Annotated in this window: 19 protein-coding genes; 13 read left to right on the top strand and 6 right to left on the bottom strand. The window is 70.0% G+C overall.

From position 1 onward, the window contains the following. Window positions 1-35: 35 nt before the first annotated feature. Window positions 36-815: an isocitrate lyase/phosphoenolpyruvate mutase family protein gene (locus tag DL990_RS21605; RefSeq protein WP_125799734.1), complete on the top strand. Its 780-nt coding sequence runs from the start codon at window positions 36-38 to the stop codon at window positions 813-815. A 227-nt stretch (window positions 816-1,042) separates the two neighbouring features. Further along, window positions 1,043-2,425 carry a serine/threonine-protein kinase gene (locus DL990_RS21600; RefSeq protein ID WP_125799733.1) on the top strand — a complete coding sequence of 461 codons (1,383 nt, stop codon included), beginning with the start codon at window positions 1,043-1,045 and terminating at the stop codon, window positions 2,423-2,425. A gap of 59 nt (window positions 2,426-2,484) precedes the next feature. Here DL990_RS21600 and DL990_RS21595 read toward each other — a convergent pair whose 3' ends face one another. Both DL990_RS21595 and DL990_RS21590 read right to left on the bottom strand, forming a co-directional pair. Next, window positions 2,485-3,711 (bottom strand): hypothetical protein, encoded by a 1,227-nt coding sequence (locus DL990_RS21595; RefSeq protein ID WP_125789558.1) that lies wholly within the window; start codon window positions 3,709-3,711, stop codon window positions 2,485-2,487. Further along, a complete protein-coding gene (locus tag DL990_RS21590; protein ID WP_125799732.1) occupies window positions 3,711-4,733 on the bottom strand; it encodes a hypothetical protein in 1,023 nt (340 codons plus the stop codon). The genes DL990_RS21595 and DL990_RS21590 overlap by 1 nt, the downstream gene beginning before the upstream one ends. Window positions 4,734-4,792: 59 nt before the next feature. On the opposite strand from DL990_RS21590, the gene DL990_RS21585 reads away from it, so the two are divergent. The 3 genes from DL990_RS21585 (at window position 4,793) to DL990_RS21575 (ending at window position 8,482) form a co-directional block, all read left to right on the top strand. Next, the gene (locus DL990_RS21585) at window positions 4,793-5,920 is read left to right on the top strand and encodes a BTAD domain-containing putative transcriptional regulator (protein WP_158632644.1); all 1,128 of its coding nucleotides are present in this window, start codon (window positions 4,793-4,795) and stop codon (window positions 5,918-5,920) included. Between the two features lie 111 nt (window positions 5,921-6,031). Beyond that, window positions 6,032-7,453, top strand: coding sequence for an amino acid permease (locus DL990_RS21580; RefSeq protein WP_125799730.1), 1,422 nt, complete (start codon window positions 6,032-6,034; stop codon window positions 7,451-7,453). Between the two features lie 294 nt (window positions 7,454-7,747). Then, window positions 7,748-8,482 (top strand): hypothetical protein, encoded by a 735-nt coding sequence (locus DL990_RS21575; RefSeq protein ID WP_125799729.1) that lies wholly within the window; start codon window positions 7,748-7,750, stop codon window positions 8,480-8,482. 114 nt (window positions 8,483-8,596) lie between these two features. On the opposite strand, the gene DL990_RS21570 is transcribed toward DL990_RS21575, so the two are convergent. Beyond that, window positions 8,597-8,935 (bottom strand): nuclear transport factor 2 family protein, encoded by a 339-nt coding sequence (locus DL990_RS21570; protein WP_125789601.1) that lies wholly within the window; start codon window positions 8,933-8,935, stop codon window positions 8,597-8,599. Between the two features lie 76 nt (window positions 8,936-9,011). On the opposite strand from DL990_RS21570, the gene DL990_RS21565 reads away from it, so the two are divergent. Beyond that, the gene (locus tag DL990_RS21565; RefSeq protein ID WP_125799728.1) at window positions 9,012-9,986 is read left to right on the top strand and encodes a YafY family protein; all 975 of its coding nucleotides are present in this window, start codon (window positions 9,012-9,014) and stop codon (window positions 9,984-9,986) included. Window positions 9,987-10,043: 57 nt separating this feature from the next. Here DL990_RS21565 and DL990_RS21560 read toward each other — a convergent pair whose 3' ends face one another. From DL990_RS21560 to DL990_RS21550, 3 genes are read right to left on the bottom strand one after another with little or no spacing between them, the layout of a single operon-like run. Continuing rightward, window positions 10,044-10,463, bottom strand: a complete 420-nt coding sequence (locus DL990_RS21560) for a Dabb family protein (protein WP_125789564.1) — start codon at window positions 10,461-10,463, stop codon at window positions 10,044-10,046. 11 nt (window positions 10,464-10,474) lie between these two features. After that, a complete protein-coding gene (locus DL990_RS21555) occupies window positions 10,475-11,323 on the bottom strand; it encodes an SDR family oxidoreductase (RefSeq protein ID WP_125799727.1) in 849 nt (282 codons plus the stop codon). A gap of 26 nt (window positions 11,324-11,349) precedes the next feature. Next, entirely contained in the window at window positions 11,350-12,723 is a 1,374-nt protein-coding gene (locus DL990_RS21550) for an MFS transporter (protein WP_233599286.1), read from the bottom strand. 76 nt (window positions 12,724-12,799) lie between these two features. On the opposite strand from DL990_RS21550, the gene DL990_RS21545 reads away from it, so the two are divergent. The 7 genes from DL990_RS21545 (at window position 12,800) to DL990_RS21515 (ending at window position 25,036) form a co-directional block, all read left to right on the top strand. After that, window positions 12,800-15,490 carry an AAA family ATPase gene (locus DL990_RS21545; protein ID WP_125799726.1) on the top strand — a complete coding sequence of 897 codons (2,691 nt, stop codon included), beginning with the start codon at window positions 12,800-12,802 and terminating at the stop codon, window positions 15,488-15,490. 477 nt (window positions 15,491-15,967) lie between these two features. Further along, window positions 15,968-16,267: a DUF397 domain-containing protein gene (locus DL990_RS21540; protein WP_125799725.1), complete on the top strand. Its 300-nt coding sequence runs from the start codon at window positions 15,968-15,970 to the stop codon at window positions 16,265-16,267. Next, window positions 16,218-17,090, top strand: a complete 873-nt coding sequence (locus DL990_RS21535) for a helix-turn-helix transcriptional regulator (protein ID WP_158632643.1) — start codon at window positions 16,218-16,220, stop codon at window positions 17,088-17,090. The genes DL990_RS21540 and DL990_RS21535 overlap by 50 nt, the downstream gene beginning before the upstream one ends. Window positions 17,091-17,217: 127 nt before the next feature. Beyond that, window positions 17,218-18,051, top strand: a complete 834-nt coding sequence (locus tag DL990_RS21530) for an SAM-dependent methyltransferase (protein WP_125799934.1) — start codon at window positions 17,218-17,220, stop codon at window positions 18,049-18,051. An 88-nt stretch (window positions 18,052-18,139) separates the two neighbouring features. Then, window positions 18,140-19,198, top strand: a complete 1,059-nt coding sequence (locus DL990_RS21525; RefSeq protein WP_158632642.1) for a trypsin-like peptidase domain-containing protein — start codon at window positions 18,140-18,142, stop codon at window positions 19,196-19,198. Window position 19,199: 1 nt separating this feature from the next. Next, window positions 19,200-20,276 carry an ATP-binding protein gene (locus tag DL990_RS21520; protein WP_125789570.1) on the top strand — a complete coding sequence of 359 codons (1,077 nt, stop codon included), beginning with the start codon at window positions 19,200-19,202 and terminating at the stop codon, window positions 20,274-20,276. Continuing rightward, window positions 20,273-25,036, top strand: coding sequence for a CHAT domain-containing protein (locus DL990_RS21515; RefSeq protein ID WP_125799722.1), 4,764 nt, complete (start codon window positions 20,273-20,275; stop codon window positions 25,034-25,036). The genes DL990_RS21520 and DL990_RS21515 overlap by 4 nt, the downstream gene beginning before the upstream one ends. Window positions 25,037-25,208: the final 172 nt, after the last annotated feature.

The following is a 25,208-nucleotide window of genomic DNA, read 5'->3' as shown; positions in this document are numbered from 1 at the left end:
GCTCCCCTCCTTGCGTCGGCCTCTAGATTGAACGCATGGTTTCCCCCGCCGAGAAGGCCACCCGGTTGCAGGAATTGCACGCCGCCCCCGAACTGCTGCTCGTCGTCAACGTCTGGGACGCGATCACCGCGAAGGTCGTCGCCGAAACGCCCGGCACACAGGCGCTCGCCACCCCCAGCCACGGCATCGCCGCCGCCCGCGGCTACCCCGACGGCGAGGTGATCCCCCGCGACGAGATGATCGCCGAGGTCGCCCTGATCGTCCGGTCGGCGGGCGATCTGCCGGTCACCGCCGACCTGGAAGCAGGCTACGGCGACCCGGGCGGCACGGTCGCCCGTGCGATCGAGGCCGGCGCCGTCGGCTGCAACCTCGAAGACCAGATGAAACCGCTGGACGAGTCCGTCAAGGCCGTCGAGGCCGCGGTCGCCGCCGCGCAGTCCGCCGGTATCGACTTCGTGCTCAACGCCCGCACCGACGCCTTCCTCCGGGCGGGCGACCGTGACCCGGAAGAGGTGCTGGCCGAGGCGATCACCCGGGGCCGCGCGTACCTCGACGCCGGCGCGTCGAACGTCTTCGTGCCCGGCAAACTCGACGAGGCCCAGGTCGCCAAGCTGGTCGAGGCGCTGGGCGAGCGCAAGGTGAACCTGATCGGCGTCCCGGGCTCGATCCCGCTGGCCACCGCGCAGAAACTCGGCGTCTCCCGGGTGTCCTACGGGCCGTTCAGCCAGAACGTCGCGCTCACCGCGCTGGCGAAGCTCACCGAGGACGTCTACGCGGGCGGCGGCCTGCCCGCCGACATGCGCAAACTCAACTGAACCCCGTAACGGGGTAGGGCCGGGGTTCGCCTACCTGGTTCTGCCCCGGGGCGCTCTCGCGTGTCTGGATGGACGACACGCGTGACTGGCGGGCGAACACGCGTGATTGGGTGGACGACACGCGTGTGTCCGCCTGATCACGCGTGTCGTCCACTCAATCACGAACCGATCGGCAACTAGCGGGTGATCGCGCGGGTTAGAGTGGCCCGCGTGACTGGGGGAACCGCATGACGCCGCGCGTCGGTGAAGACTTCGGGGGATTCCGGATCGACGGGGTCCTCGGCCGCGGTGGGATGGGCGTGGTCTATCGCGCGTGGCAGCACCGCATGCGGCGGCCGGTGGCGCTGAAGGTCCTGCCGCCCCACTACGCCGAAGACCCGGTGTACCGCGAGCGTTTCGGCCGCGAGGCGGCGGCGCTGGCCAGGCTCGATTCGCCGCATGTCGTCGCGGTTCACGACCACGGCGAGGTGGACGGCTGCCTGTACCTGGCGATGCAGCTGGTCGACGGGCCCGATCTGGCCAAGGTGCTCGAAGCCGGGCCGATGGACCCGGACCGGGCGCTGGCGGTGGTGGACCAGGTGGTCTCCGCACTCGGCGACGCGCACGCCATCGGCGTCGTGCACCGGGACGTCAAGGCCGCCAACGTCCTGCTGCGGCCCCGTGCCGCGCACCACGACGAGGATTTCGCCTACCTGTGCGACTTCGGCATCGCGCGGTCGGCGGAGATCGACCGCGGCGCGGAGACCAGCGGCGTGATCGGCACCGTCGGCTACATGGCGCCCGAACGTCTTCGCGGTGAACCCGCCACCGCCGCTTCGGACGTCTACGCGGTGGGTTGTCTGCTGTGGGTGACCCTGACCGGCGAGCTGCCTTACAACGGCAGCCAGCCCGAGGTGATCGTGGCGCACGACAGGGCCCCGATCCCCCAGCTCGTGGTCGGCGATCCGCGCACCGCGGCGGTCAACGGTCTGCTGAAGTCGTTGCTGGCCAAGGATTCCCGTGACCGGCCGACGGTGCGTGAAGTACGTGACCGCATCCGCGCGATCCGTGCCGACGCGCCACCCGCCGGTGTCGTCGTCGAGCGGCCTCGCCGCCGCCGGACCGGTTTGGTGGCGGGCCTGGTGGCCGGTGCCGCACTCGTGATCGCGATCGTGCTCGCGGCGGTCTTCCTGGTGTCGCCGGGGGTGCCCGCCGCCGACCGGATCGGCCGCAGCACGCCGGCCGGGCTCACCTGCTCGCCGGTGACGGCGGCCGACGAGGGCGTCCGCGCGCAGGTCGTCTGCCAGACCGGCGGTGAGACCGGCGAACTCCGGATCGCCGCCCTCGACGACGCCGACGCGGCCACCGCTTACCTGCGCACCGGTGCCGGAACGGACCTCGCCGGTCTCACCGCCGGCAAATGCCCCGGTGACCTGCCCGCCAAACAGTCCTGGTCGCGCGACGGGCACAAGGGGACGCTGGTGTGCACGGTGCTCGGCACGACCACGCGCTACGCCTGGACCGACGACGAGCACGCCACCGTGTCGGTGCTCGACGGCCGGGTCGGCACGCCCTATCCCGCCGACCTGCGCGCGGTCGAGGACTTCTTCGCGGCGATCCGGTTCGGCTGAGTTTCTGTTGGTGAACCCGCGTCCGCGATCGCGTCGCAGCTCCGCCAACAGGCTCCGAGTCACCGCGAGCCACGCTGCCAGCGTTCCATCAGCGCCTCCGGCGACGAACCCGGTGCGCCGAAGAACCAGCCGTAGATCAGTTTCGCGTCGTCGTCGAAATAGATGGCCGGGCTGCGGTCGTCCGCCGTGACGAACCGGATGAACTGGCCGACGACCGGGCCGCCGAGGCGGTTCCAGGTCCGCACCTCGACACTTCCCGGCACCACACCGCCGTTCGCCGAGTTCTCCGAGCGCAGCTTGATCAGCGCGTCGTGGTCGGACGCCGAACTGAACACCAGCATCGCGCCGTCGGCCAGGGGGCATTTGACCGTCTCGGCCGTGCCGGTCGTGGCGGGGACCGCTTGGCACTTCGCGGACTGCTCGTTGAGCACGTGTGCCTGCGCGAAATCCCACAGCGCGCCGGAGGAGAACGCGGCCCCCGGCACCTCGGGACGCTTGATCACCCCGAATTGACGCGCGTCGTAGAACTCCACCAGTGCGGGGAGCCCGGTCTTCCGCGCCGTCAGCGTCGCGCTGACCGGACGGGGACTGTCGACGTCCCAGTAGACCGTCGATTCCCCGGACGGGAGTTCCCGCATCGCGAACGCCGCGCCCTGACCGAGGTTGCCCGCCGAACGCACCGCTCCGGCGGCGCTCGCGAGCGCCCTGGACTCGGTGAGCCTGCCCGGCACGTCGTAGGTGACCAGCGTGAGGGCGTACAGCCCGGCGTCGCAGCCGACCCGTTCCATCTCACCGGGTTTCGCGGGCTGCTGAGCGCAGCGGACCGCGCCGTCGAGCAAGCGGGCGCCGAGTGCCCGGTAGCGGCCGGCGACCTGGTCGAGTGCGTAGCGGTCCGGTGGTGGTGCGGCAGGTTTTTCCTTTCCCTGCACGAAGACCACCACCCCGGTTGCGATCGCGGCCACCAGCAGCACCGCCCCGCCGAGGAACCACTTCTTGCGTGCGCGGGAGGGAAGCAGCCGTGTCGTGCGGCCCGGGCGGCCGTCCCAGGTGAGCCGGTTCTCCACGCGAGTGGGGTTCAGCGGGGGGCCGGTCGGTTCGGGATCGCGCGGCAGGGCGGCTTCCAGCGTTCCCGAATCGCGCAGCGCGGCCACGAGCGAGTCGATTTCGGCCGCGCTGAACGCGTTTCCGGACTGCTCCAGCGCGGACCGGAGCGCCACCGGATCGGTCAGCGCGTGGCGGCCGAAGCGGCGTACGACTTCGGCGAGGCGGGGATCCTGGTCGTCCATCACGCGTCCGGGTCCGCCCAGAACTTGCGGAGCACCTGCTGATCGTCGGTGCTCGCCTGCATGTAGACGGCGACCCCGGTGGCGTCCTCGTCGAAGTAGAGCCGGGCGTAGCCGTTTTCCGGCTCCAGGAAACGGATCCGGGTGCCGTCGCCGGTGCGCGGGGTGCCGACCGGGATGCCCGCGCGGATACCCGGCCGCCCCGGCACGTACTCCCAGCGCAGCGTCCGGATCGAACCGGGCCGCGCGCCGTCGTTGTCGGTCTGCAGCACCGTGCGCAGCGCGGTGAGCTGCTTGGGGAAGAACAGCACGCGGAAGCTGGCGATGATGCCGGAACCCAGCTCGCAGTTGACGGTCTCCCGGACACTCACGATGGATTTCGCCGCCTCGCAGCGGACGTCGGGGTGATCGAGGTACGGCTTCGCCGCGGCGAGCAGATCCGGATCCTTGAAGACCGCGGCCGCTTCCTCCGGGACCGGCGCCGAGGAGGAGCCGCCCTGGGGCGCCGAACCCAACGGCGCCGAAGTGGGCACGGAGGACGACGGCGCGACCGGCGGCGCGGCCTCCGGCTGTTCGACGCGGCCGAGCGCGAGGGTCACACCGGTCGCGGCGACGGCCGCCACCAGGACCACCGCCCCGGCGATCACGGCGATCCGGTTGCCGCGCTTCGGCTCTTCGCCGGTCAGCACCGTGGTCAACGCGGTGGTCGGTTCGTCTGCCGCAGTATCCCTCGGGAGAAAGCCGAGTGCCGCGCCGAGGTGCCCGCACGCCCAGTCCGCACCCGCGTCACCGCCGCAAGCTTCTGTCGCCGCCCGATGGGCTTCGGCGGGCGTGCCCCCGTCTTCGAGTACGGCGCGCATCCGCTGGGCCGCGCCCGCCCCCGCCGCCGCGGCGAGCGCGTTGATCTCGGCTTCGGGAGGCGGGTCGGGAAGACTACGCAGCGCGCCGGTGAGGACGATCGGGTCGGACAGCGCGTCGCGTCCGTGCCGGTCCACCACGTCTTCGAGTGCGGTCAATGTGGTCATGGCGGTCAGTTAAGCCCATCTCGCTTCAAGGTCGCTTCAAGCTGCCGGAGGAACCTGAGATGATCGGCCCCGTGACGGTGGAGGTGCGGTTGCTGGGGCCGGTGGAGCTGGTCGTCGACGGCGTATCCGCCACACCTGGTGGTCTGCGGCCGCGGGCGGTGCTCGCCGTGCTTGCCGCTTCCGGGGAGGCGCCGGTGAACGCGGCCAGGCTGGCGGAGGCGATCTACTCCGACACCGGCAAGCCCGCGTCCCGCGCCACCGTACAGGTCCACGTGCACAATCTGCGGCAGAACCTGGGGGCGCACGGGGGATCCCTGCTCCACGGACCGGCGGGTTACCGGCTTCTCGGCGTCCGCGCCGACATCCGCGAGGCGGAGGACGCGATCGGCCGGGCGAGGGCCGCCGAACGGGCACGCGACACCGGCGGCGCCGCGGCGGGATACCGGCGGGCACTCGAGGTGTGGCGGGGCCCGTTCTGCGCCGATCTGCCGGATCACGCCGCCTTCGACCCCGCCCGCGCCCTTTACGCGGAGATGCGCTGGGAGGCGTTGGAGGCGCGGATCGCCGCGGATCTGCGCGCGGGTGACGTCCCCGGTCTGGTGCGGGAGCTCGAGGACCTGGTCTCCGAACATCCGCTGCGGGAACGGTTCTGGGGTCAGCTGATGGTCGCGCTCTACCAGGATGGACGTCAGGCCGAGGCCCTCGACCGGTTCCGGCAGGCGCGGCGGATCCTGGCCGAGGAGGCGGGCGTCGACCCGGGGCCGGCGTTGCGGGAACTGGAACGCGCGGTACTCGCCCACGCCGGGACGGCGACCCTGCTGCGGGTGGCCGCCCCCGGTGCCGCCGGGACCGGGCGACCGGCGTTGACCTGGGTCGACGGTTCGGGGCGGGCCCGCCTGCGGGAACTGCCCGTGCTGGGGCGGCTGGCCATCGGCCGGGACGCGAGTGCCGACGTCGCCCTCCGCCATGACGGCGCCGTTTCCCGCGACCACGCCGAGATCACCGTCGGCGAGAGTGGCGCCGTCCTGGTGGATCTCGGTTCGCGCAATGGGACGTTCCACAACGGCGAGCGCGTCGCGGGGCCGGTCCCGCTCGCTCCCGGCGACGTCGTACGCTGCGGCGACACGGTACTGGCGGTGACGAGCGGCGGCGCGGCGGTCAGCCCGGTGGACGGAACCACCCGGTAGAACGATTCTTCACAAATCGACTGGTACTGTTCAACGAATCGCCTGTAATCCAGGTAACCAAGCAACGATCTCCTGTGCTGCGGGTTCGGCACGGCGGATACGGTCCTCGGCATGACTTTGCGAGCCGCGGCGGTGCGGCGGAAACCGGTCGCCGATCTGATCGCCGACAGTGAGCACGGCACGCTGAAGCGCTCCCTCGGCCTCGGGCAGCTGACCATGCTCAGCATCGGCGCGACGCTGGGCAGCGGGATCTTCGTCGTGCTCGGCGAGGCGGTCCCCGTGGCAGGCCCGGCGGTCGTGCTGTCGTTCGTGCTCGCCGGGATCACCGCGCTGTTCTCCGCGCTCTCCTACGCCGAACTCGCCGGAATGATCCCGGTGTCCGGTTCGTCCTACTCCTACGCTTACGCCACGCTCGGCGAACTGGTCGCCTGGGTCTGCGGCTGGTGCCTGGTGCTCGAGTACGGCGTCTCGGTGGCGTCGGTGGCCGTCGGCTGGGGTCAGTACCTCAACGAGCTGCTGCGGCTGACGTTCGGTTTCGCCATCCCCGACGCGTTCAGCCAGCCACCGGGCTCGGGCGGGATCGTCAACGTCCCGGCCATCGTCGTCGTACTGCTCGCCATGTTCCTGTTGCTGTCCGGCGCGAAGGAGAGCGCGCGGGCCAACGCGATCATGGTCGTGGTCAAGGTCGGCACGCTGGTGCTGTTCTGCGCGATCGCGTTCTCCGCGGTCCGGGCCGCGAACTTCGCCCCGTTCCTGCCGCTCGGCCTGGCCGGGCTGAGCGCCGGCGCCGCGAAACTGTTCTTCTCCTACATCGGTTTCGACGCGGCCTCCACGGCGGGCGAAGAGGCGAAGAACCCGCAACGGGATCTGCCGAGGGCGATCCTGCTCTCGCTCGCGATCGTCACCGTGCTGTACTGCCTGGTCGCCGTGGCGGCCGTGGGCGCGCTGCCGTGGCAGGAGTTCGACGGCAAGGAGGCCGCCCTTTCGCACGTGCTCGGCGCCGTTTCCGACAACCCGCTATGGGCCGGACTGCTGGCCGTCGGCGCCATCGTGGCGATCTCCAGCGTCGTGCTGACCGTCCTCTACGGACAGACCCGCATCCTGTACTCGATGTCGCGCGACGGCCTCGTCCCCGCTTCGCTGTCCAAAGTGGACCCCAAAACCGGCACTCCCCGGATCAACACCCTGGTGGTCTCGGGCTTCGTCGCGACGCTGGCCGCGTTCATCCCGCTCGGGAAGCTGGCCGACGCCACCAGCATCGGCACGCTGTTCGCCTTCGGGCTGGTGAACGTCGCCGTCCTGCTGCTGCGAAAGCGGCAACCGGAGGCCCCGCGCTCGTTCCGCGTGCCGTTCTCGCCCGTCACGCCCGTCCTCGGCGTGCTGTGCTGCGGTTACATGATGCTCAGCCTCGATGGCGCGACCTGGATCGTCTTCGCCGGCTGGATGGCGCTCGGCCTGCTGATCTACTTCGGATACAGCATACGCCGATCCCGGCTCGCCGTGGATTCGCCCGTTCGCCGCCATAATTCCTAGCCTGTACAGCCGTAGTACGAGCCGGATCATTGAATCAACGGTGATCGGTAGGGGACACTTCCGTCCGCCCCACGGAAAACCCTACCGTGAACCGAGGTCCTTATGCGCCGATATGGCATTACCGTGCTGACCGCGTGCCTCGCCCTGTCCCTCACCCCATTCCCTGTCTCCGCTCAAGAGACGGCGACCGCCCGCACCCCCTTCTGCTATGAGGAACCCGTACAACCGAAAGCCGATGTAAGTGACATAAAGGCCGGTTTCCAGTCCACGAAGTGGCTTCAGACGATCCAAGCCGTGTACAAGCGGCGCTGGCCCAGCGGCGAAGGCCTCGCGATCGCTCAGGCCAAGGACAAGTACTTCAGCCAATTCGTGAACAAGACCAGCTTCAACGCCCTCGCCGAATCCCTGATGGTGGCGATCCACGAAGAGACCCACATGTGGGACCTGGATCCTTCGAGAACCTCCTGGGACGTGTACGTCTCCGCGTGGATCGACGCTTCCCGCAAGGCGATGAAGGTGCCGATCCACGGCGGCTTCCCGCGCCGCGAAATACTGCCGCTCATCACGGACGGTCTCACGCGTTCGATGGACGACATCTACCTGCGGGACCAGCAGCAGGGGTCGTACCGGATGCAAGGGGTGATCGCGGAACTCAACGCCGGGCTCATGGGATTGCCCGCCGCGACCGTCGTCGCCGAGTACATCCAGGGAGTGGGCGCGAGCAATTCGCGGGACATCGCGGCCACGAACATGCGCTACCTTCAGCTCTACCTGCGCGTCGCCAAGGCGAACCATCCCGATTACTGGGCCAAGATCAAGGCTCAGCCCGAATTGCGCGAATTCGTGCTCATCGAATTCCTCCGGACGGCCTACTGGCTGGATCAATCCGCGCCCCACGCCGCCAAACTCGGCAGTGCGGACGTGGCCAAGATCGTCGCCAAGAACTACGCCCCGGAGAACGTCGCGATCATCGAGGAGTTCACCGGAGCCAAGGTGAACACGGGTACGTCCAGGAACTGCACGATCTGACGCCGGGGCCGGCGGGTGAGGCGGTACCAATCAACGGAGGATCGGGGACACTCGATGTCCCCGATCCTCCGTCGATCAAGTCCCCAGCCAGAAGTCGACGTCCCGAAACCTTCCCTACGGCACGAACACCGGCTGGTCCAGCGCCCAGAGCCAGGATCCGTCCGGCTGACGGCGGGCGACCTCGATGGTCGTCTCACCGGTGGTCAGCGTGGACGCGGTGAGCGCCAGGTCGCCGCCCACCAGCGCCGGATGCTGCCTGCCCGGCAGGAGTTCCGGCGCGGCCGCGACGAACTCCTCGTACACCTTGCGGATCTCCGCGTGCCCGGTCGCGATGTTGCCCGGCGGGAACGCCAGCACGGCGTCCGGTTCGTACAACGCCACCAGTCCGTCGACATCGCCCGCGTTGCCTCGCTCGATGAAGAATTTGCCCAGATCGTTCGGCTCGGTGGCCACAGTCCTGCTTGTCATGCGGATGAGCCTCGCAGCGAATCACGACATCCTGTGTCGTGTATTCCGCTAGAGTTTTCCCATGCGCGCCGACCGGCTGGTCTCGCTGGTGTTGCTCCTGCGGCACCGCGGCAGGCTGTCCGCGACCACGCTCGCCCGCGAGCTGGAGGTCTCCACCCGCACCGTGCTGCGCGACATCGAGGCGTTGTCCGCGGCGGGTGTCCCGGTCTACGCCGAACGCGGCAGGCACGGCGGGTTCGCGTTGCTGCCCGGTTTCCAGACCGAACTCACCGGGCTGAACCACGACGAGGCGCTCGCGCTGCTGATCGCCGGATCACGACGCGGCGCGCAGGCGTTCGGCCTCGGCTCGGCGCTCGCCTCGGCCATGCTCAAGGTGATCGACGCGCTGCCGGAAAGCCAGCGGGACACCGCGGCGGGCGCGGCCCGGCGGCTGCTCGTCGACCCGGAGATCGACCTCCTCTCCCGCCGGGAGGCCGCCGAGGAGGTGTCCGACGCGATCGTGACCGAGGTCCGGCGGGCGGTGTTCGCCGGGCACAAGCTGCGCATCCATTACGCGCCGACGGGGCGGGCGGCGCAGTGGCGCACGGTGGACCCGATCGGGCTGGTCACCGTCCGGGACCGGGGTTACCTGCTGGCCACGAGATCCGGTGAGGACCGCACCTACCGGCTGTCCCGGCTGCGGGCAGCCGAGGAACTTCCCGAACCGGCGCAACGACCGGACCGGGTCGATCTGGACCGGGCCTGGCAGGAACGCAGCACGCGGTTCCGGACCGGCGGGGACCAGGTCGCCGTGCTGGTGCGCGTCGCCCCGGGGCGGCGGGAAGAGCTCGTGGGCACCGCGCTGGCCATCCTCGCGGAGGAAACCGACGAGGACGGCAGGCTGCGACTGGAGGTGACCTTCCAGGACGCGCGCCACGCCGAATGGGCGTTGTGGCAGCTCTCCACGGACGCGGAAGCCCTCGCCCCGCCGTGGTTGCGCGCCTCCCTGCGCGACCGCGCCGCCGCGATCACCAGCCGCTACGACGCGCCGTCCTGACTCCGGTGGCTTGTCGGCCGCCCGGCCTGTGCCCCGCATCGAAACCCCGACGGGTCCCTACCCACGAGAGTGCGGGCCGGGTGCGGCGCTGCCGCTGTACTCGTTGAGGCCTGCCACCAACTCGGCGACGTCGGGCACGTTCTCGAACCGGCGCCGATGAACGTCGGCGATCTTCGCGCCGATCTCCGGGTCCGGGTCGTCCGTGACGTCGTACGACACGAATCTGTCGATCAGCGGCAATCCGGTCCGGTCCATTTCGAGGTGCGCGGGATGATTCATGTACTGCTCGTAATCCTCGATGTCTTCGAGCACCGTGACAGCGCCATACTCGAATTCCCCACCGAAGTCAGGGCCGACGACGCGTGCCTTGATGGCGGGAATGACACTGCTGTGCTCGGCCATCCGCGCGAGGCCCGCCGCCTTTTCGTCCTCGGTGACAGCGGGCTTGAGAGTGAACCGGATGCAGTGGTAGATCATCGGATTTCCTTTCACACGGAAGCGAAAGCGGCGGCGTGGTCGCGGGCGAAGTCGACGATGTCCCGCGCGGGTCTTCCGGTGAGATCGGCGACGGACGTGTCCACTTCGGCGGCTTCGCCCCTGGCGTAGTGGGCGTAGTCCTCGACGAGGCCCTCGATCTGCCAGGGCGGGAGCAGACCGGTCAGCGCGGCGGCGAACCGATCGGCGGTCGTGTCGTGGAAGCTGACGCTCCGCCCGGTGGCCGTGGAGAGCGCGTCGGCGATCTGGCCGTGGGTCACCGCGCGGGGTCCGGTCAGCGTGTAGGTGCGGCCGTCATGTCCCGGACCGGTCAGCACGGCCCCGGCGGCGTCCGCGATATCCCGGGTGTCGATGGCGCTGACGGCGGCGTCGCCGATGGGCGCGGCGAAGAAGCCCTGCGAGATGGTGCCGGCGAAGGCGAGCAGCGCTTGCAGGTAGAGGTTGGGGCGCAGCACGGTGTGCGCCAACCCCAGTGATCCGACATGCGCCTCGACTTCGGCGTGCCACCGCAGGAATCGCACCGGCGAGTCCGCCTGTGCCGCGTACTGCGAGAGCAGCACGAGCCGGTTCACGCCGGCGTCCCGGGCGAGGTCGGCGAACCCGATCTGGAGCGAGGCGGCGTCGGGCGCGGAGGGGCTGTTGAGGAAGGCCGCGTCGACGCCTCGCAGCGCCGCGGTGACCGATCCGGGATCACGCAGGTCGGCGACCACGGTTTCGGCGCCGGGAACGAGGTGACCGGGGTCGCGGGTCATGGCGCGGACGGTGACTCCGCGAGCTTGAAGGGCGGGGATCAAGGCGGATCCGACGGTTCCGGTCGCGCCGGTCACCAGCACGGTGTCCATTGTGGAGTGTCCTTTCGTTGCGGAGATCAGTGTCGTGTCCTTGCCGCGGAAACGAGCGACACCGCGAGGGCGATGACGACGAGCGCGGCCTCGCCGAGGAAAGCGGTCGTGAACGAGATGTCGCCGTGTGTGCCCGCGGCGCCGATGGCGATTCCGGCGAGCGCGGCGAGCCCGACCGCGCCGCCCAGTTGCTGCGCGGCGTTGACCAGGCCGCTGAGCAGGCCCGCTTCCCCGTCCGCGCTGTCGCGGACCGCCATCGCGGTGGCGTTGACGGCGCCCAGCCCGAGTCCGGCGCCGATCAGCAGGAACGCGCCCAGCAGGCCGGCCGAGAAGCCGCTGGTCGTCGGATCCAGTGCCAGCCAAAGAAAACCGGCGAGCAGGACGGCGAGGGCGAGCGAGAGCGCACGGCTCGGTCCGACGCGTTTCGCGAGTATCGGCGCGAGGACGCTGCCCACGATGATCATGACGGCGAGCGGGAGCTGGGTCATGCCGGTCGCCAGCGGGCTCATCCCGAGGATGTCCTGCTGGTACTGGGGAAGGAAGAAGAACAGGCTCGTCAGGGTGCCGCCGATCAACACCATCACCAGGTTCGCCGTGACCACCGGTTTCCGGCGGAACACGCCGAGCGGGACCAGCGGCCGGGCGGAGCGCCGCTCGACGAACACGAACGCCACCAGGGAAACGAGTCCGGCCACGAGGCCGACGACCGTGCCGGGCGCGGTCCATCCCGCGTCGGAGGCCGAGACCATGCCCAGCGCGAGCCCGGAGATCCCGACGGTGATCGTGACGGCGCCCAGCGCGTCGAACCGGCCCGGCCTGCCGGGAACCGGCGGCACCGCTCGCCACACCACGATCGCCCCGATGACGCCGAACGGCACCGGGGTCACGAACACCGCCTGCCAGCCGAGCAGTTCGGTCAGCGTTCCGCCGAGGAAGACACCGACGAGACTGCCCGTTCCCGCGACCGCGCCCCAGATCCCCATCGCGCGGGTGCGTTCCGCGGGAGACGAGTAGATGCCGAGCACGAGCGAGAGCGCGGCGGGCATCAGGACCGCCGCCCCGATCCCCTGCCCGATCCGCCCGGCGATCAGCATCCCGCCGCTGGTGGCCAGCGCGCAGAAGGCCGAGGCCGCGAGATAGACGCCCATCCCGGTCAGGAACACCTTCCTGGCGCCGAGTACGTCGGCGAGCCTGCCACCGAGCAGCAGCAGGCCGGCGAACGTCACCAGATAGCTGTCCACGACCACGGTCAGTTCGGCGGCGGTGAGCGCCAGCCCCTGACGGATCGTGGATCCGGCGAGGTTCACCATCGCGGCGTCGAGAATGACCAGGAACATGGCTGTCGCGAGGCCGACCATCGCCACCCCGCGCGATATCCGTGTCTTCGCTCGTACTGTCATGCCGCAACGATCGCGCGGATACCCCTCCGCTCGCGTCGGTGACAATCACCTACTTCACCTCGCTAGGGTTCGGACCATGCCCCCGACGCCCTCCCGCTCGCTCGTCGGCAGGCGAGACGAGATCGATCGCCTCCTCGCCCTGGCCCACGCGGCCGGCCGAGGCGAGGGCGGCGTGCTCGTCCTCCGTGGTGAACCCGGCATCGGCAAGAGCGCGCTGCTGGACCACGTCGCACAGGCGACGGCGGAGGAGTTCCAGCTCATCCGCGCGTCCGGTTCGGAGTTCGAGGGTGAACTGCCCTTCGCCGCGCTGCATCAGCTGTGTGTCCCGGCGCTGGCGTATCTCGACAAGCTGTCGGATCCCTACCGTGACTCCCTCCTCGTCGCGTTCGGGCTGGCCGACGGCGCGCCGGACCCGTTCCGGATCGGTCTCGCCGCGCTCGAACTGCTGGCCACCGCCGCGGGGACGCGTCCGATGCTGTGCGTGGTCGACGACGCGCATTGGCTGGACACCGCCTCGGCGAAGGCGTTGGCGTTCCTGGCGCGGCGGATCGCGGCCGAGCCGATCGCGATGGTGTTCGCGGCCCGCGACCAGAACCCGGTCCGCGGGCTGGACGAGCTGCCAGGGTTGACGGTCGGTGGCCTGAGCGACGCGGACGCGCGTGCCTTGCTGGCCGAGGAGAAGACCGTGACGTTGGACGAGCGGGTACGTGATCGCCTGCTCGCCGAGGCACGCGGCAATCCGCTGGCCCTGATCGAACTGCCGAAAGCGGGTGGCTTCGCGCTGCCGGCGCCGTCGCCGATCGCGAGCCGGATCGAGCGGAGTTTCCGGGCGAGGATGGCGGGACTGCCCGCGGACGCGCGGCACCTGCTGATCCTCGCGAGCGCCGATCCCACCGGCGACCCCGCCCTGCTGTGGGCGGCCGCACGGCGGTGGGATCTCGACGTGCCCGCCGCGAGCGCCGCCGCCGAAGCGTCCGGGCTGATCGTGTTCGACACGCGGGCGCGCTTCTGCCATCCGCTGGCGCGCTCGGCGGCGTACCGCGCGGCCGAGCCGGAACGGCGCCACGCGGCCCATCGGGCGCTGGCCGAGGTCACCGATCCGGAAGCCGCGGGAGACCGGCGGGCCTGGCACCGTGCTCAGGCCACCACCGGACCGGACGAACAGGTCGCGGCGGAGCTGGAACTGTCGGCGTCGCGTGCGCAGGCACGCGGGGGCGTGGCGGCCGCCGCCGCTTTCCTCGAACGCGCGGCGGCGCTGTCACTCGACCCCGCCAAGCAGACCGAACGCACGCTCGCGGCGGCGCGGACGACGCTCGAGGCGGGCGGGACGGACACGGCGGCGGATCTGCTGGCCAGCGTCGACACCGAAAGCCTGGCTGTCCCCCAGCACGCCTCGGTGGACTTGCTGCGCGGGCGGATCGCCTTCGTGCAGGGCGCGGAGGGGGCCGTCCGCGGACCTGAACTCATCCTGCGGGCCGCGCAACGGCTCGCAGGAGTCGACCCGGAGCGGTCGCGGGAGTGTTTCGTCGCGGCACTGGAGATGGGGCTCGTCGTCGGAAGGGCCGCGGGCGTCCTGGACCGGGTCCTCGACGCGGCCCGCTCGGCGCCGCCGGTGTCCGGGCCGCCGGATCTTCTCGACGCGCTCGTGCGGTTGACCACCGAGGGACACCACGCCGGCGTACCGGCGCTTCGCCGGGTCCTCACCGGCGACGACGCCGGCTGGACCAGGACACCGGCCTTGGCCACCGTGCTCGCGGGTGAACTGTGGGACATCGATCTGCACGCGACGATCGTCGGCTGGCTGGTGCGGACCGGGCGGGGCACGGGAGCGCCGATGACCATCCGGCTCGGCCTGTCCCAGGTGGCGCTGCACGCGGTACTCACCGGGAAGTTCGGACAGGCGATGGCCGCGATCGCCGAGGAGGAAGCGATCGCGGACGCCGTCGGCGATCCGCCGCAGCTATACCCGAGAGTGCATCTGGCGGCGATGCGGGGCCGCCGTCAGGAGGTGCTCGACCTGTTCGCCGAGGCGACGAGCCGGGGCGACGGCCAGCTGACCGCGAACGCCCACTGGGCCACGGCCGTGCTGTACAACGGACTCGCCGAGTACCCGGCGGCGCTGGACGCGGCGAAGCGGGCTGTGGCGAGCGGTGACCTTTTCCTCGCCGGCATCGCGCTGCCCGAGCTGGTGGAAGCCGCGGTCCGGTGCGGGGACGACGACGTCGCCCGGTCGGCGCTGGAATCGCTGGCCGAGCGTACGGAACCCGCGGGGACCACCTTCGCCCTCGGTGTCGTGGCGGGTGCGCGGGCGCTGGTCAGCGACTCCGAAGACGACCACCGGGAAGCCCTCGAACACCTGGCCGGTGGCCCGCTCGCGGTGCATCTCGCGCGTGCGCACCTGCGGTACGGGGAGTGGCTGCGCCGCGCGGGGCACCGCCGCGACGCACGCGAACAGCTGCGCACCGCGCACGAACAGCTGTCGGAGATCGGGCTGGAGGCGTTCACCCGGCGGGCCGCCGACGAGCTGCGCGCGACCGGGGAGGTGGCCCGAAGCCGCTCCGGGCACTCCTACGACCACCTGACCATGCAGGAGACGCATATCGCGCGCCAGGTCGCGGCGGGCGCGACTTCGAAAGAGGTGGCCACGCGCCTGTTCCTCAGCCCCCGCACGGTGGACGCCCACCTCCGCAACATCTTCCGCAAGCTCGGGATCACCTCGCGCAGGCAGTTGCGGGACATGCCCGACCTCCACGACGCGGATCAGTGACGAGCTCCGCTCGACGGATGACGGGATTCGCGTGTCCAGGCCCGGAACACGCGTGATCGAAGCCGTAACTCACGTGATTGGAGGCGCAACACGCCAAGGCCGGATCCGCACCACGTCTTACGGCTCCAAGCACGCGAGTTACGGCTCCAAGCACGCGTGTTACGGCTCCAATCACGTGAGATCCGGCCGGCGCAGCACACTCGCGCAAGGAAAAGGGGTCCGGCGGCCGAAGGACGCTTTCCCCGCATGCCATGCCACGAAAGCTCCCTTCGCCACACGAGACGCGGGGAAAGTCACCTTCGGCCGCGTATGCCAGAATTGCACTCCGGTAAGACGCGCTTTCCCGTACCCCGCCGGACAAGAAAGATATCTTTGGAGTGAACATGCCCCGGATCGATTCGCCAACGGCTTGCGGACCGAATATTCGACGCCCACTCTGGGTTCGGCTATTCGACTCGCGGGCTCTGAGGGGGAGCGATGCGGTTCTACGACACCGAGTACCCGGCCGCCGTCTTTCGGGAAGCGGACTGGATTCGTTCGAGTTACAGCGGGCCCAATGGGGGAACCTGCGTGGAGGTGAATCTCGGCGACCATGCCGTCACCGGGGTGCGCGACAGCAAACTCGGGCGGCGTTCGCCGATTCTGACCTTTCCCGCCCGCAGTTGGCAGGCCCTGCTCGAGGCCCTGAAGGGGCGCGACCGGCCGTCGCCCCGGGACAGTGCGAGCGGTGATCGTGGACGATCGGCAGCCACCCACCGACCAGACCGTTCGCCGTGATCTCGGCGAGTTGCTGACCGCCGCGCGGAAGAACGCGGGCAAGCGGCAGGTCGACATCCAGCGGCTGATCGGGAAGTCGCAGAGCACGGTGACGAAGATCGAGCACGGGACCACGTCGATCTCCCACGAGGACCTGGGCCTCTGGATCGCCGACTGCGCCGTGGAAAGCCGGCTTTCCGAGAAGATGTGGATGCTGTGGAGCAGGGCGAACGCGCCGCGGCGCGTCTGGTCCGGTGAGCGGATCGGCACCCCGGAATGGTTCGTGAAGGTACTGGCGACGGAGGCACGGGCCGCGGAAGTCCACTCCTGGACCGGAGAGCGGATCCCCGGCCTGATCCAGAGCGAGGCCTACATGTACGACCAGTTCGGCGGCACCGGGCTCAGCATGGAGGTCTCGCCGAGGTTCACCCAGCGCGTGAAGCGCCAGGAATTGTTCAACCATCCCGCCAAGGGTTTCGTGTTCGTGATCAGCGAAGCCGCGCTCGACCGGTTGTGCGCGCAAAAGGACGACATCATCGAAGACCAGCTCGGTCATATGCTGGCACTGACCCGCCGCGCCAATGTCACCATTCGCTACGTTCCCTACCGCGCGGCCGCCTACGTCGATCCGGATTTCATCATCTTCCGTCGCGCGGACGACGGAAAAGACATCGGCTACAGCGAAAACAGCGCCGGTATCGACTGGTCGACCCGGCGGTCCATCAAGACCTACACCAAGGCTTGGGACGCACTGCTCGACACCGCCGCCACGGCGGACGAGACCCGTTCGGAATTGCACCGCCGGTTTCAGCGGCGAAGGTCCGGTGACCACGATCGCGAGTGAGCCTTCCTTCGAGTGCCGTCTATTGCGTCAGGTCACTCGGCCGCTACGTTCGGTCGAGAGGTTCAGGGTGGAGACGACGAAGGGAACGGCCGTGGCCGAAGAGGCGTACCCACCACCGGGGGTCGACATGCGCAAACCCAGCGTCGCCCGGGTTTACGACTACTACCTCGAAGGCACCGCCTCCTGGGCCATCGACCGGAAGTTCGGCGACCGGGTGCTCGGCGAATTCCCGATGTTGCGGCCGATCGCCAAGGCCAACCGCGTTTTCCTGCACCGGGTCACCCGCCATCTCCTGCGCCTGGGGGTCACCCAGTTCATCGACATCGGCGCCGGACTGCCCACCATGCAGCACGCCCACCAGGTCGCCGACGACGTGGCGCCGGGAAAGGCACGCGTGGTGTACGTCGACTACGAGCCCGTCGCGGTGACCCATTCCCAAGCCCTGCTGGAAGAACACGGTGATCCCCGGCGCCACGCCGCCGTCCACGCCGACCTGCGCGCGCCCGACCGGCTGTGGGCGAAGGTCGCCGAGCAGAAGATCCTCGACCTCGACGAACCCGTGGCCGTCCTGCTCATCGCGGTCCTGCACGTCCAGCAGCCGGCGTCCCCGCGCAGTGGCGACACCGGCGACGTCGGCCCCGCCTCCGTCGAGCGCTATCGGGAACTCGTGCCGAGCGGTTCCTATCTGGCGATCTCCCATATCACCGACGAAGGGGTACCGCCGGAATACGAAAAGCCGCTGGTGAAGCTCAAGGAACTCTACGACAGCGGCAGCAGTCCGGTGATCTGGCGCAACCACGACGAGATCCGGGAATTGTTCGGTGAATTCGACCTTCTCCCGCCGGGATTGACCTGGACCACGCAGTGGCATCCCGAAGACGCGAGCCCGACCGAACCGGAGATCACGTTCGCGACCCCGAACGGCTCGCTCATCCTCGGCGGTGTCGGCAGGAAGCCCTGAAGCGACCGGTTCCCGGCTCGCTATGGTGGTGGGCACTCCACCCGGAGACGAGGCGTCGCGATCTGAACCGAAAGGGATGGAACCACGGATGGCACCGATTCCGGATTCCTTCCCTCTCGATTGGACCGACCAGCGCCTCCGAGAACTGCGGAATGCGTTGAGCACGGCGATCTACCGGGACCGGGACATCGAACTCGTCGCGATCGGGGCGGGGGTCCCCCCGGCCCGGATCTCCTGGAATCAGCCGGCCGAACGTCTGTGGTTCGACGTTCTCAACGAGGCCGCGGCACACGTTCGGGTGAAACAATTGCTGACCGACGTCGCTGACAAATGGCCCGCCTTGGCGGCCCGCATCGACGAGTTGTCGAAGACGGCACCGGTCCTCACCGCCCGGATCCCCGAGGACCAGGCTCCCGCGTTGACGCCCGATGACGGGCGCTGGACCAACTTCGGCGGCCTCGAGCGGCAGATCTTCGACGACGAGGAGACGCTGTTCGACGTGTCCTTCCTGGAGCAGGGCCTGGACAGGGCGAAGTCGGTCTGCCGGATGACGGTGTCGTTCGAGAAGGCAGGCTGTCACGGCACGGCCTTCCGGATCGGCCCGCGCACCCTGCTGACGAACCATCACGTCCTCCACGACTGGCGGCACGGCGACAGGCGGGCGAAGGCCGTCCAGGCGGAATTCCACTACGAGCTGGACAGCGCCGGCACGCCGCGGAAACCGGTCGTGATCCGGTGCGATACCGCGTCGATCGACGGCGACCGGGCGCATGACTTCGCCGTCGTCACCACCGCCGAGCCGATGCCGGACGACGTGCCGATCGTGCCGCTCCACCGGGCCGCCACCGTCGAAGCGGACGACCGCGTCTACATCATCCAGCATCCGCGCGGCCTGCCGAAGAAGATCGCCATGCACCACAACCTCGTGCGTTACGCCGATGACGACGTGGTGCAGTACTGGACCGACACCGAAGCGGGCTCGTCGGGCTCGCCGGTGTTCGACAGGTATTGGCGTGTCGTCGCGCTGCACCACCAGTGGGTGCGGTCGACGGCCGACGACGGCGTCGCCTATCGCAATCAGGGACGGGCCATCGGCCGCTTGGTGGAGCGGCTCACCGAACTCGGCGTCCCTCCGGGCCGGGAGTGACATGGTCCGTTGGATCCACTTCCCAGACTGGGGCGACGGCACCGCACGCCTGTTGCACGACACCCTCAACAAGGCGTTCTACCTGCGTGACGAACTGATCGACATCTACCGCGGCGCCGGCTTGGCGCCGTACGAGGTCGACTGGGGCCAGCCTGCCGCGCAGCTCTGGCCGACGATCACCCGGGACGCCGCCGACGCGGGACGGCTGGCCCACCTGATCGAGCTGGTCAAGGCCAAGTGCCCGGCCGTCGGGCCGGATCTGGACGCCGTTCTCGCCGCGCACAACACCGACGGCAGCTGGTATTCCCCGAGGGAACGGCATTTGTCGCTGCTGCTGGGGCCCGGCTGCCAGCGCGCTCTGCTCGACCGGCGCGATCTGCGCGCGCATCTGGTGGACCTGGCCAGGAAACAGTTCCCCGTCCTCAGCATCACGGGCGAACCCGGCAGCGGGAAGTCCTACAGCCGCCACCTCATCCAGCATATGGCCGGTGATCCCGCGCTCGCCTGCGAATTCAGGCTCGTCAACGTCGAGGACGACTTCTACGACCACGTCGACGCGACCGGCATCATGACCGCTCTGGCCGCCAGACTCGGCCTGCCCACCGATTTTCCCGTCGACCAGCACACCGAACAGGCCCGTACGGTCCGGGAGCTCGTCGACGTCTTCGTCGGCCGTTTCGCCGCCCTGCCGAAGAGAATGCGGTGGATCTTCATCGACGGCCTCGACCGGCCGCAGGTGTCGTCGGGGGTGCACATGGTCGTCGCCCAGCTGGCGAAGGAGGTGGAGGCCGGCCAGCTCCCCGGGGCCAGGCTCATCGTGACCGGTCATCCCGGTGACTTCTCCCCCGCCGTGATGGAAGTGCTCCGGCACGAGAAGCTGACCGGCGTCACCACTTCGCACCTCCAGGGTTTCTTCCGCGGGCTCGCGGACCACGTGGGCAAACCGATCTCGGACGACGAACTCGAGGCACTGGTCGACCAGGTGCTCGGCGAGGCGGACCTCGACGACCTCCGCGTGCTCGGAAGCGCCGCGTGCCGGGCCGCGCACCTGCATTTCACCCCGGCGGGTGCGCCATGACCTCTCCGCACGAATTACGGCTGCGCGCCACCCTGCTGTCGCATTACGAACTGCCGTGGCTGGGTGTGGGCGCCGAACTCGCCGAGAAGGCCGGGCCGACGCTGTTCCCGGATTCGACGAGGGTCCGCACCGGCGACGGCCACCGGCATTGGCGGCTCAACGACTCCGTGCGCCGGTCACTCGTCCTGCAGGTCGGCTTCGCCGCGCTGCGCGACACCTGGGAGAGGATCCCGCGCAGGCCGTCCGACGACCGGCAATGGGCGATCGACCAGTACGTCGGCGCGGGGATGCCGGTCGACCTGGACTCACTCAGCCTTCCCCGCCTCCGCGCGGTGGCCTGGCTGGCACGCTGGCTCGGCGGGGCGGCCGAGCACGTGCCGACCGGGGACGAACTGGCGAGGGAACTCGGCGTCGGCGAACTGCTGGAACCGTTCCGGGTGCTCGCGGGCGACCATTTCGTCGGCCGCGCGGAGGTGTTGCGCGCACTGGAGACCCGGTTCCGCGACGGTGGCACGCCGGTGCTCGTCCACGGTCTCGGCGGGATCGGCAAATCCGCGGTGGCCGTCCGTCATCTGCTGAACCTCGCCGACCGGCGGCGCGCTTTGGTCGCGTACCTGAACTTCGACCACAGCGCGGTCGATCCGGCGGAACCGGTGAGCCTGGTCGCGGCGATCGCGCGGCAGGTGACCGTGCAGCTCACGGACCCGGCCGCGCACGACGCCGTCGCGAGCCTGGCCACCCGGTGCCATGAGCGGCTGCGCTCGGGCAAACGCGTCGTCGAGTCCCCGAGCGCCGGCAGCAGCGGCAGGCTCCCTTACGAGGATCTGATCGAGCGGCTGGCCGGTGCCCTCGGCGGCGAGCGCCTGCTGGTCGTCTTCGACACCTTCGAGGAGGTGCAACGGCGCGACCGGCCCATCCAACGCCGGTTCTCGGACTTCCTCGGTGGGCTCTCGCGCCGGCTGGAGCGGCCGTCGATCGTGCTCGCGGGCCGCTCGCCCGGACGGGACTTCGACGAGATCCGCCTGGACGGGCTCGACCGCGACGAAGCCGCCGACCTGCTGCTGAAGCTCCTGCCCGCGCATCCGCCGCCGGACGCGCGGCGGATCGTCGACCAGGTCGGCACCAGCCCGCTCGCGCTGCACCTGGCCGCCGGGGTGCTGCGCAAAGCCTCGGACGACGAGGCGCTGCGGGACATCGCCGTACACCGGGGGACGATCGAGGGCGAGCTGTACCGGCGCCTGCTCGGGCACATCCAGGATCCGGACGTCCGGCGCCTCGCCCATCCAGGGCTGACCTTGCGCCGGGTGACACCCGAACTGATCCAAGACGTCCTCGCCAAACCGTGCGGGGTGGACGTGCCCGACGCCGAACGGGCGTCCGCCCTGTTCGACGGCTTGGCGCGCGAGGCGATGCTGGTGACCCGCACGCCCGGCGGGCGGGCGGTGGTCCACCGCGCCGACGTGCGGCAGACCATGCTGCACCGCCTCGCCGCGGATGAATCCGTTGTGGCGAAACGGATCCACCGGGCGGCCGTGAAGTTCTACAGTGGGCAGGGCGGCGTGGTCGCCCGCGCCGAGGAGATCTACCACCGCCTGATGCTCGGCCAACGGCGGGAAACCGTCGACACGCGCTGGGACGGCCGCGTGCTGGCCCGTCTGCTGCCGACGCTCGACGATCTTCCTCCCGCGTCCAAGGCGTACCTTGCCGCGAAGTCGCCGACGCTGTCCGTCTCCGACGAGGACCTTCGCCAAGCCGACACCGAGGTCGGCAGACGGCTGGTGACCCGCCGGGCCGCGGAACTCGTCAGCGCGGGCAGCGGCGAAGACGCGCTGCGGGAACTGGACGAGCACATCGGCCGGACGGACGACGAGTCGCCGGTACTGAGCGGGCTGCGAGTGCAGGCACTGGAACAGCTCGGCCGGTACGAAGAGGCCCTGTCCGTCGCCGTCGTCGAACGCAAACGCCTGGCCCGCACCGGCGCGATGCAGGATTTCGTCCTCTTCACCCTGCACATGGCCAGGATGGACGAACGGCTCGGACAGGCCGGGCGGGCGAAGCCCTACCTGCTCGAAACGCTCGGCCAAACCCGCCGCCTGCCGCCGACCGGCCCGCATCTGATCTGCCGGCTGAGTCTTCTCGTGTGCTTGCTCCGGTTGCGACGGTACGGCCTGCCGCTGGGCGAAAGCCTGGCGGACGACCTGGGCACGGAGGCCGTCACGGTCGCCGATCGGCTGTCGATCAAGGAGATCACCGCGATCCCCGGCCTGCTGCGAGACCTCGCGGCCGAGCTCGGGGAACGGTCGCCCCGGCTGCTCAACGCCGCGCTGCGCCGGATCGGCCTCGCCGGCACGGAATCCGAGCTCGCCCTCGATCAGGACGACCCGACGGCGCGCGACATCGCCGAGTCGTACCAGTCGGACGCGGAATCCGCGCTGTACCGCGATTATCAGGACCACGGCGACTCCGTCGCACCGCACGGCACGCTTCCTTTCGGTGACGGCGCCGAAGGGGAACTCGCGAGGCGATTACACCGGTCGGGCCGGGCGGCGGAAGCGTTGCCGCACTACGACCGTGCGATCGGCCAAGGCGGGCGGATCGCGCCGCTGCTGCTCGATCGGGGCCTCGCGCATCTGGCGCTCGACAACGTGCAGGACGCGGAGCGGGATCTGTCCGGCAGCCTGCGCCTGGCGCGCGAACAGGATCAGGGCCTGCTGCGCGCACACGTCCACCGGAGCTTGGGCACGCTCGCCAGGCATACCGGCGACTTCGCGACCGCGTTGCGGCACTACGAACTCTGCCTACGCCTGTATGCCGTCGAGGCACCGGGTCTGCTTCCGGCGGCGCGACTGGATCAGGCCAAGGCACTGCTCGACGCGGGGCTGTCCGGCGAGGCCGACACCGTGCTGGACGAAGCCCTGCCCGCGTTGCGCAGGCAGAGTTCGGGGCACGAACTGGCACAGGCGGAACTCGTCGCCGCCGCCGCGAAACTCCTCCAGGACGATCCGGAGGAAGCACGCAAGCTCGCCGCTTCGGCGCAACGACGCTTCGCCCGGCGGCACGACGACGACTGGGTGGAGATCGCCAAGCTGACGCGGCTGCGGGTGGACACGGCACTGGCACTCGCCGGAACACCTGCCAGATCGGCATCGGTGGCCAGGGCTACCGCGCTCGCCGACCGTCTGACCGAGTTCGGTCTCTCCGGCGAAGCCGCGACGGCGAAACTGCTCGGCGTCCGCCTGGCTGTCCACAAAGGACAGATGGACCTCGCTTCGTCCCTGCTGCGGCAGGTACGCCGCCCCGGCAAGAACGCCCCGATCGAGCAATGGGTGCTCTGGCATCTGGCGCGTACCGAACTCGCGGCCGCGTCAGGTCACGGTCGCGCACTGGCCCAAGCGCGGCGCGGGCTGACGGAACTCAACGCCACCAGGGACCGCCAAGGCGGGATCGACGTGGTGTCCGGTGCCGCGGCGCACGGCAGGGAACTGGGCGAGCTGGCCGTCGAACTGGCCCTGCGGCAGGGAAATCCGCAAACCCTGCTCCGTGTCCTGGAGCAGACCAAGGCACAGGTGTACCGCTATCGCCCGCTGACGAAGTCCCGGGACCCGATCATGCGCGACCGGGTCGACGAGATGCGGTCGGTGGCGTGGTCGTTGCACTCCGCGCGCCGGGAAGGAAAGCCCGTCACACGCCTCGCGGCCCGGCTTTCCGAGTTGCAGCAGGACATCACGCGCCTCGCGTGGCATTCGAGCCCATGGGGAAGCCCGCGGCCGACGGCCGATCTCGCGAGTATCTCCGCTCAGCTGGGGAGCCGCGCGCTGGTCAGTTTCGCCCGCTCCGGGGAGACCTGGTCCGCCGTGGTCGTGGTCGACGGTGCCGCACATCTCGTCCCACTGGGCTCCGCGTCCGAAGTGGACGAACAGGCCATCAGACTGCACGCTGATCTCGACGCGCTGGCCCCGGACAATCTCCCCCGCCCCCTTGTCGACGTCGTCGCCGGATCGGCTTCGCATTCGGCGGAGCGGCTCGACCGGGATCTGCTGTCGCCGATCATCCGCGTGACCGGCGAGCGGCCGCTGATCATCGTGCCGACCGGCAATCTGCACGCGGTGCACTGGGGAGCGCTCCCCTCGCTGGCGGGCACCGCCGTCACGGTCGCACCATCGGCGACGGCGTGGCTGGCCGCGGAAGACGTCACCCCGCGGCCGGATGCCGGAGCGGTCGTGCTGGTCTCGGGACCGCGTGTTCCGTCGGCCGTCGGCGAAGTCGACGTCCTCCGCGACATCCACCCGCAGGCTTGGACGCTGACCGGCCGGGACGCGACCGTCTCGCGGGTCCTGGACGCCCTTGACGGCGCCGAACTCGCGCACGTGGCCGCGCATGGCCGGCACGAACCCGGGAACGCGCTGTTCTCCCGCATCGAACTCGCCGATGGCCCCTTGTACGCTCACGAGTTCGCGAATCTGCGCCGCCCGCCCCGCCAGGTCGTGCTCGCCGCCAGCGAACTCGCCCTCGCCCACCTCCGGCCGGGCGACGAAGCGCTCGGGTTCGCCGGCGCGCTGCTCGCGTCCGGTTCGGCGACGATTGTCGGAGCAGTCAGCCGAGTGGGTGATCAGGCGGCCGCGGCGGTGTCCGTCGAACTGCACGAGGCGCTCCGGCGGGGCCGGTCCATGGCCGAGGCGCTGGCCGAGGTGGTCGGCCGGGATCCGCTGCGCCGCCCCTTCATCTGCCTCGGCAGCGGCCATCAGGTGCCGTCGCGCTGAGCCTTCGGATCGTCAGATACCGGAATCGGTCGCGCCTGCGCTCAATGGTCACCCGCACGCGCCGGACAGGCGACGTCCGTGCGGCCGCACGGACGTCCTCGACGGTACCGGCTCGCGAATATTCGAGCATGCACCATTTCTCACCCAGGAGAACTCACCCCACTGTGCTTTA

Origin of the sequence: Amycolatopsis sp. WAC 01416 (assembly GCF_003947485.1) — a bacterium.
Classification (GTDB): Bacteria; Actinomycetota; Actinomycetes; order Mycobacteriales; family Pseudonocardiaceae; genus Amycolatopsis.
Note: the sequence above shows the minus strand (reverse complement) of the source record. Positions and strands in the feature narration are given on the sequence as shown.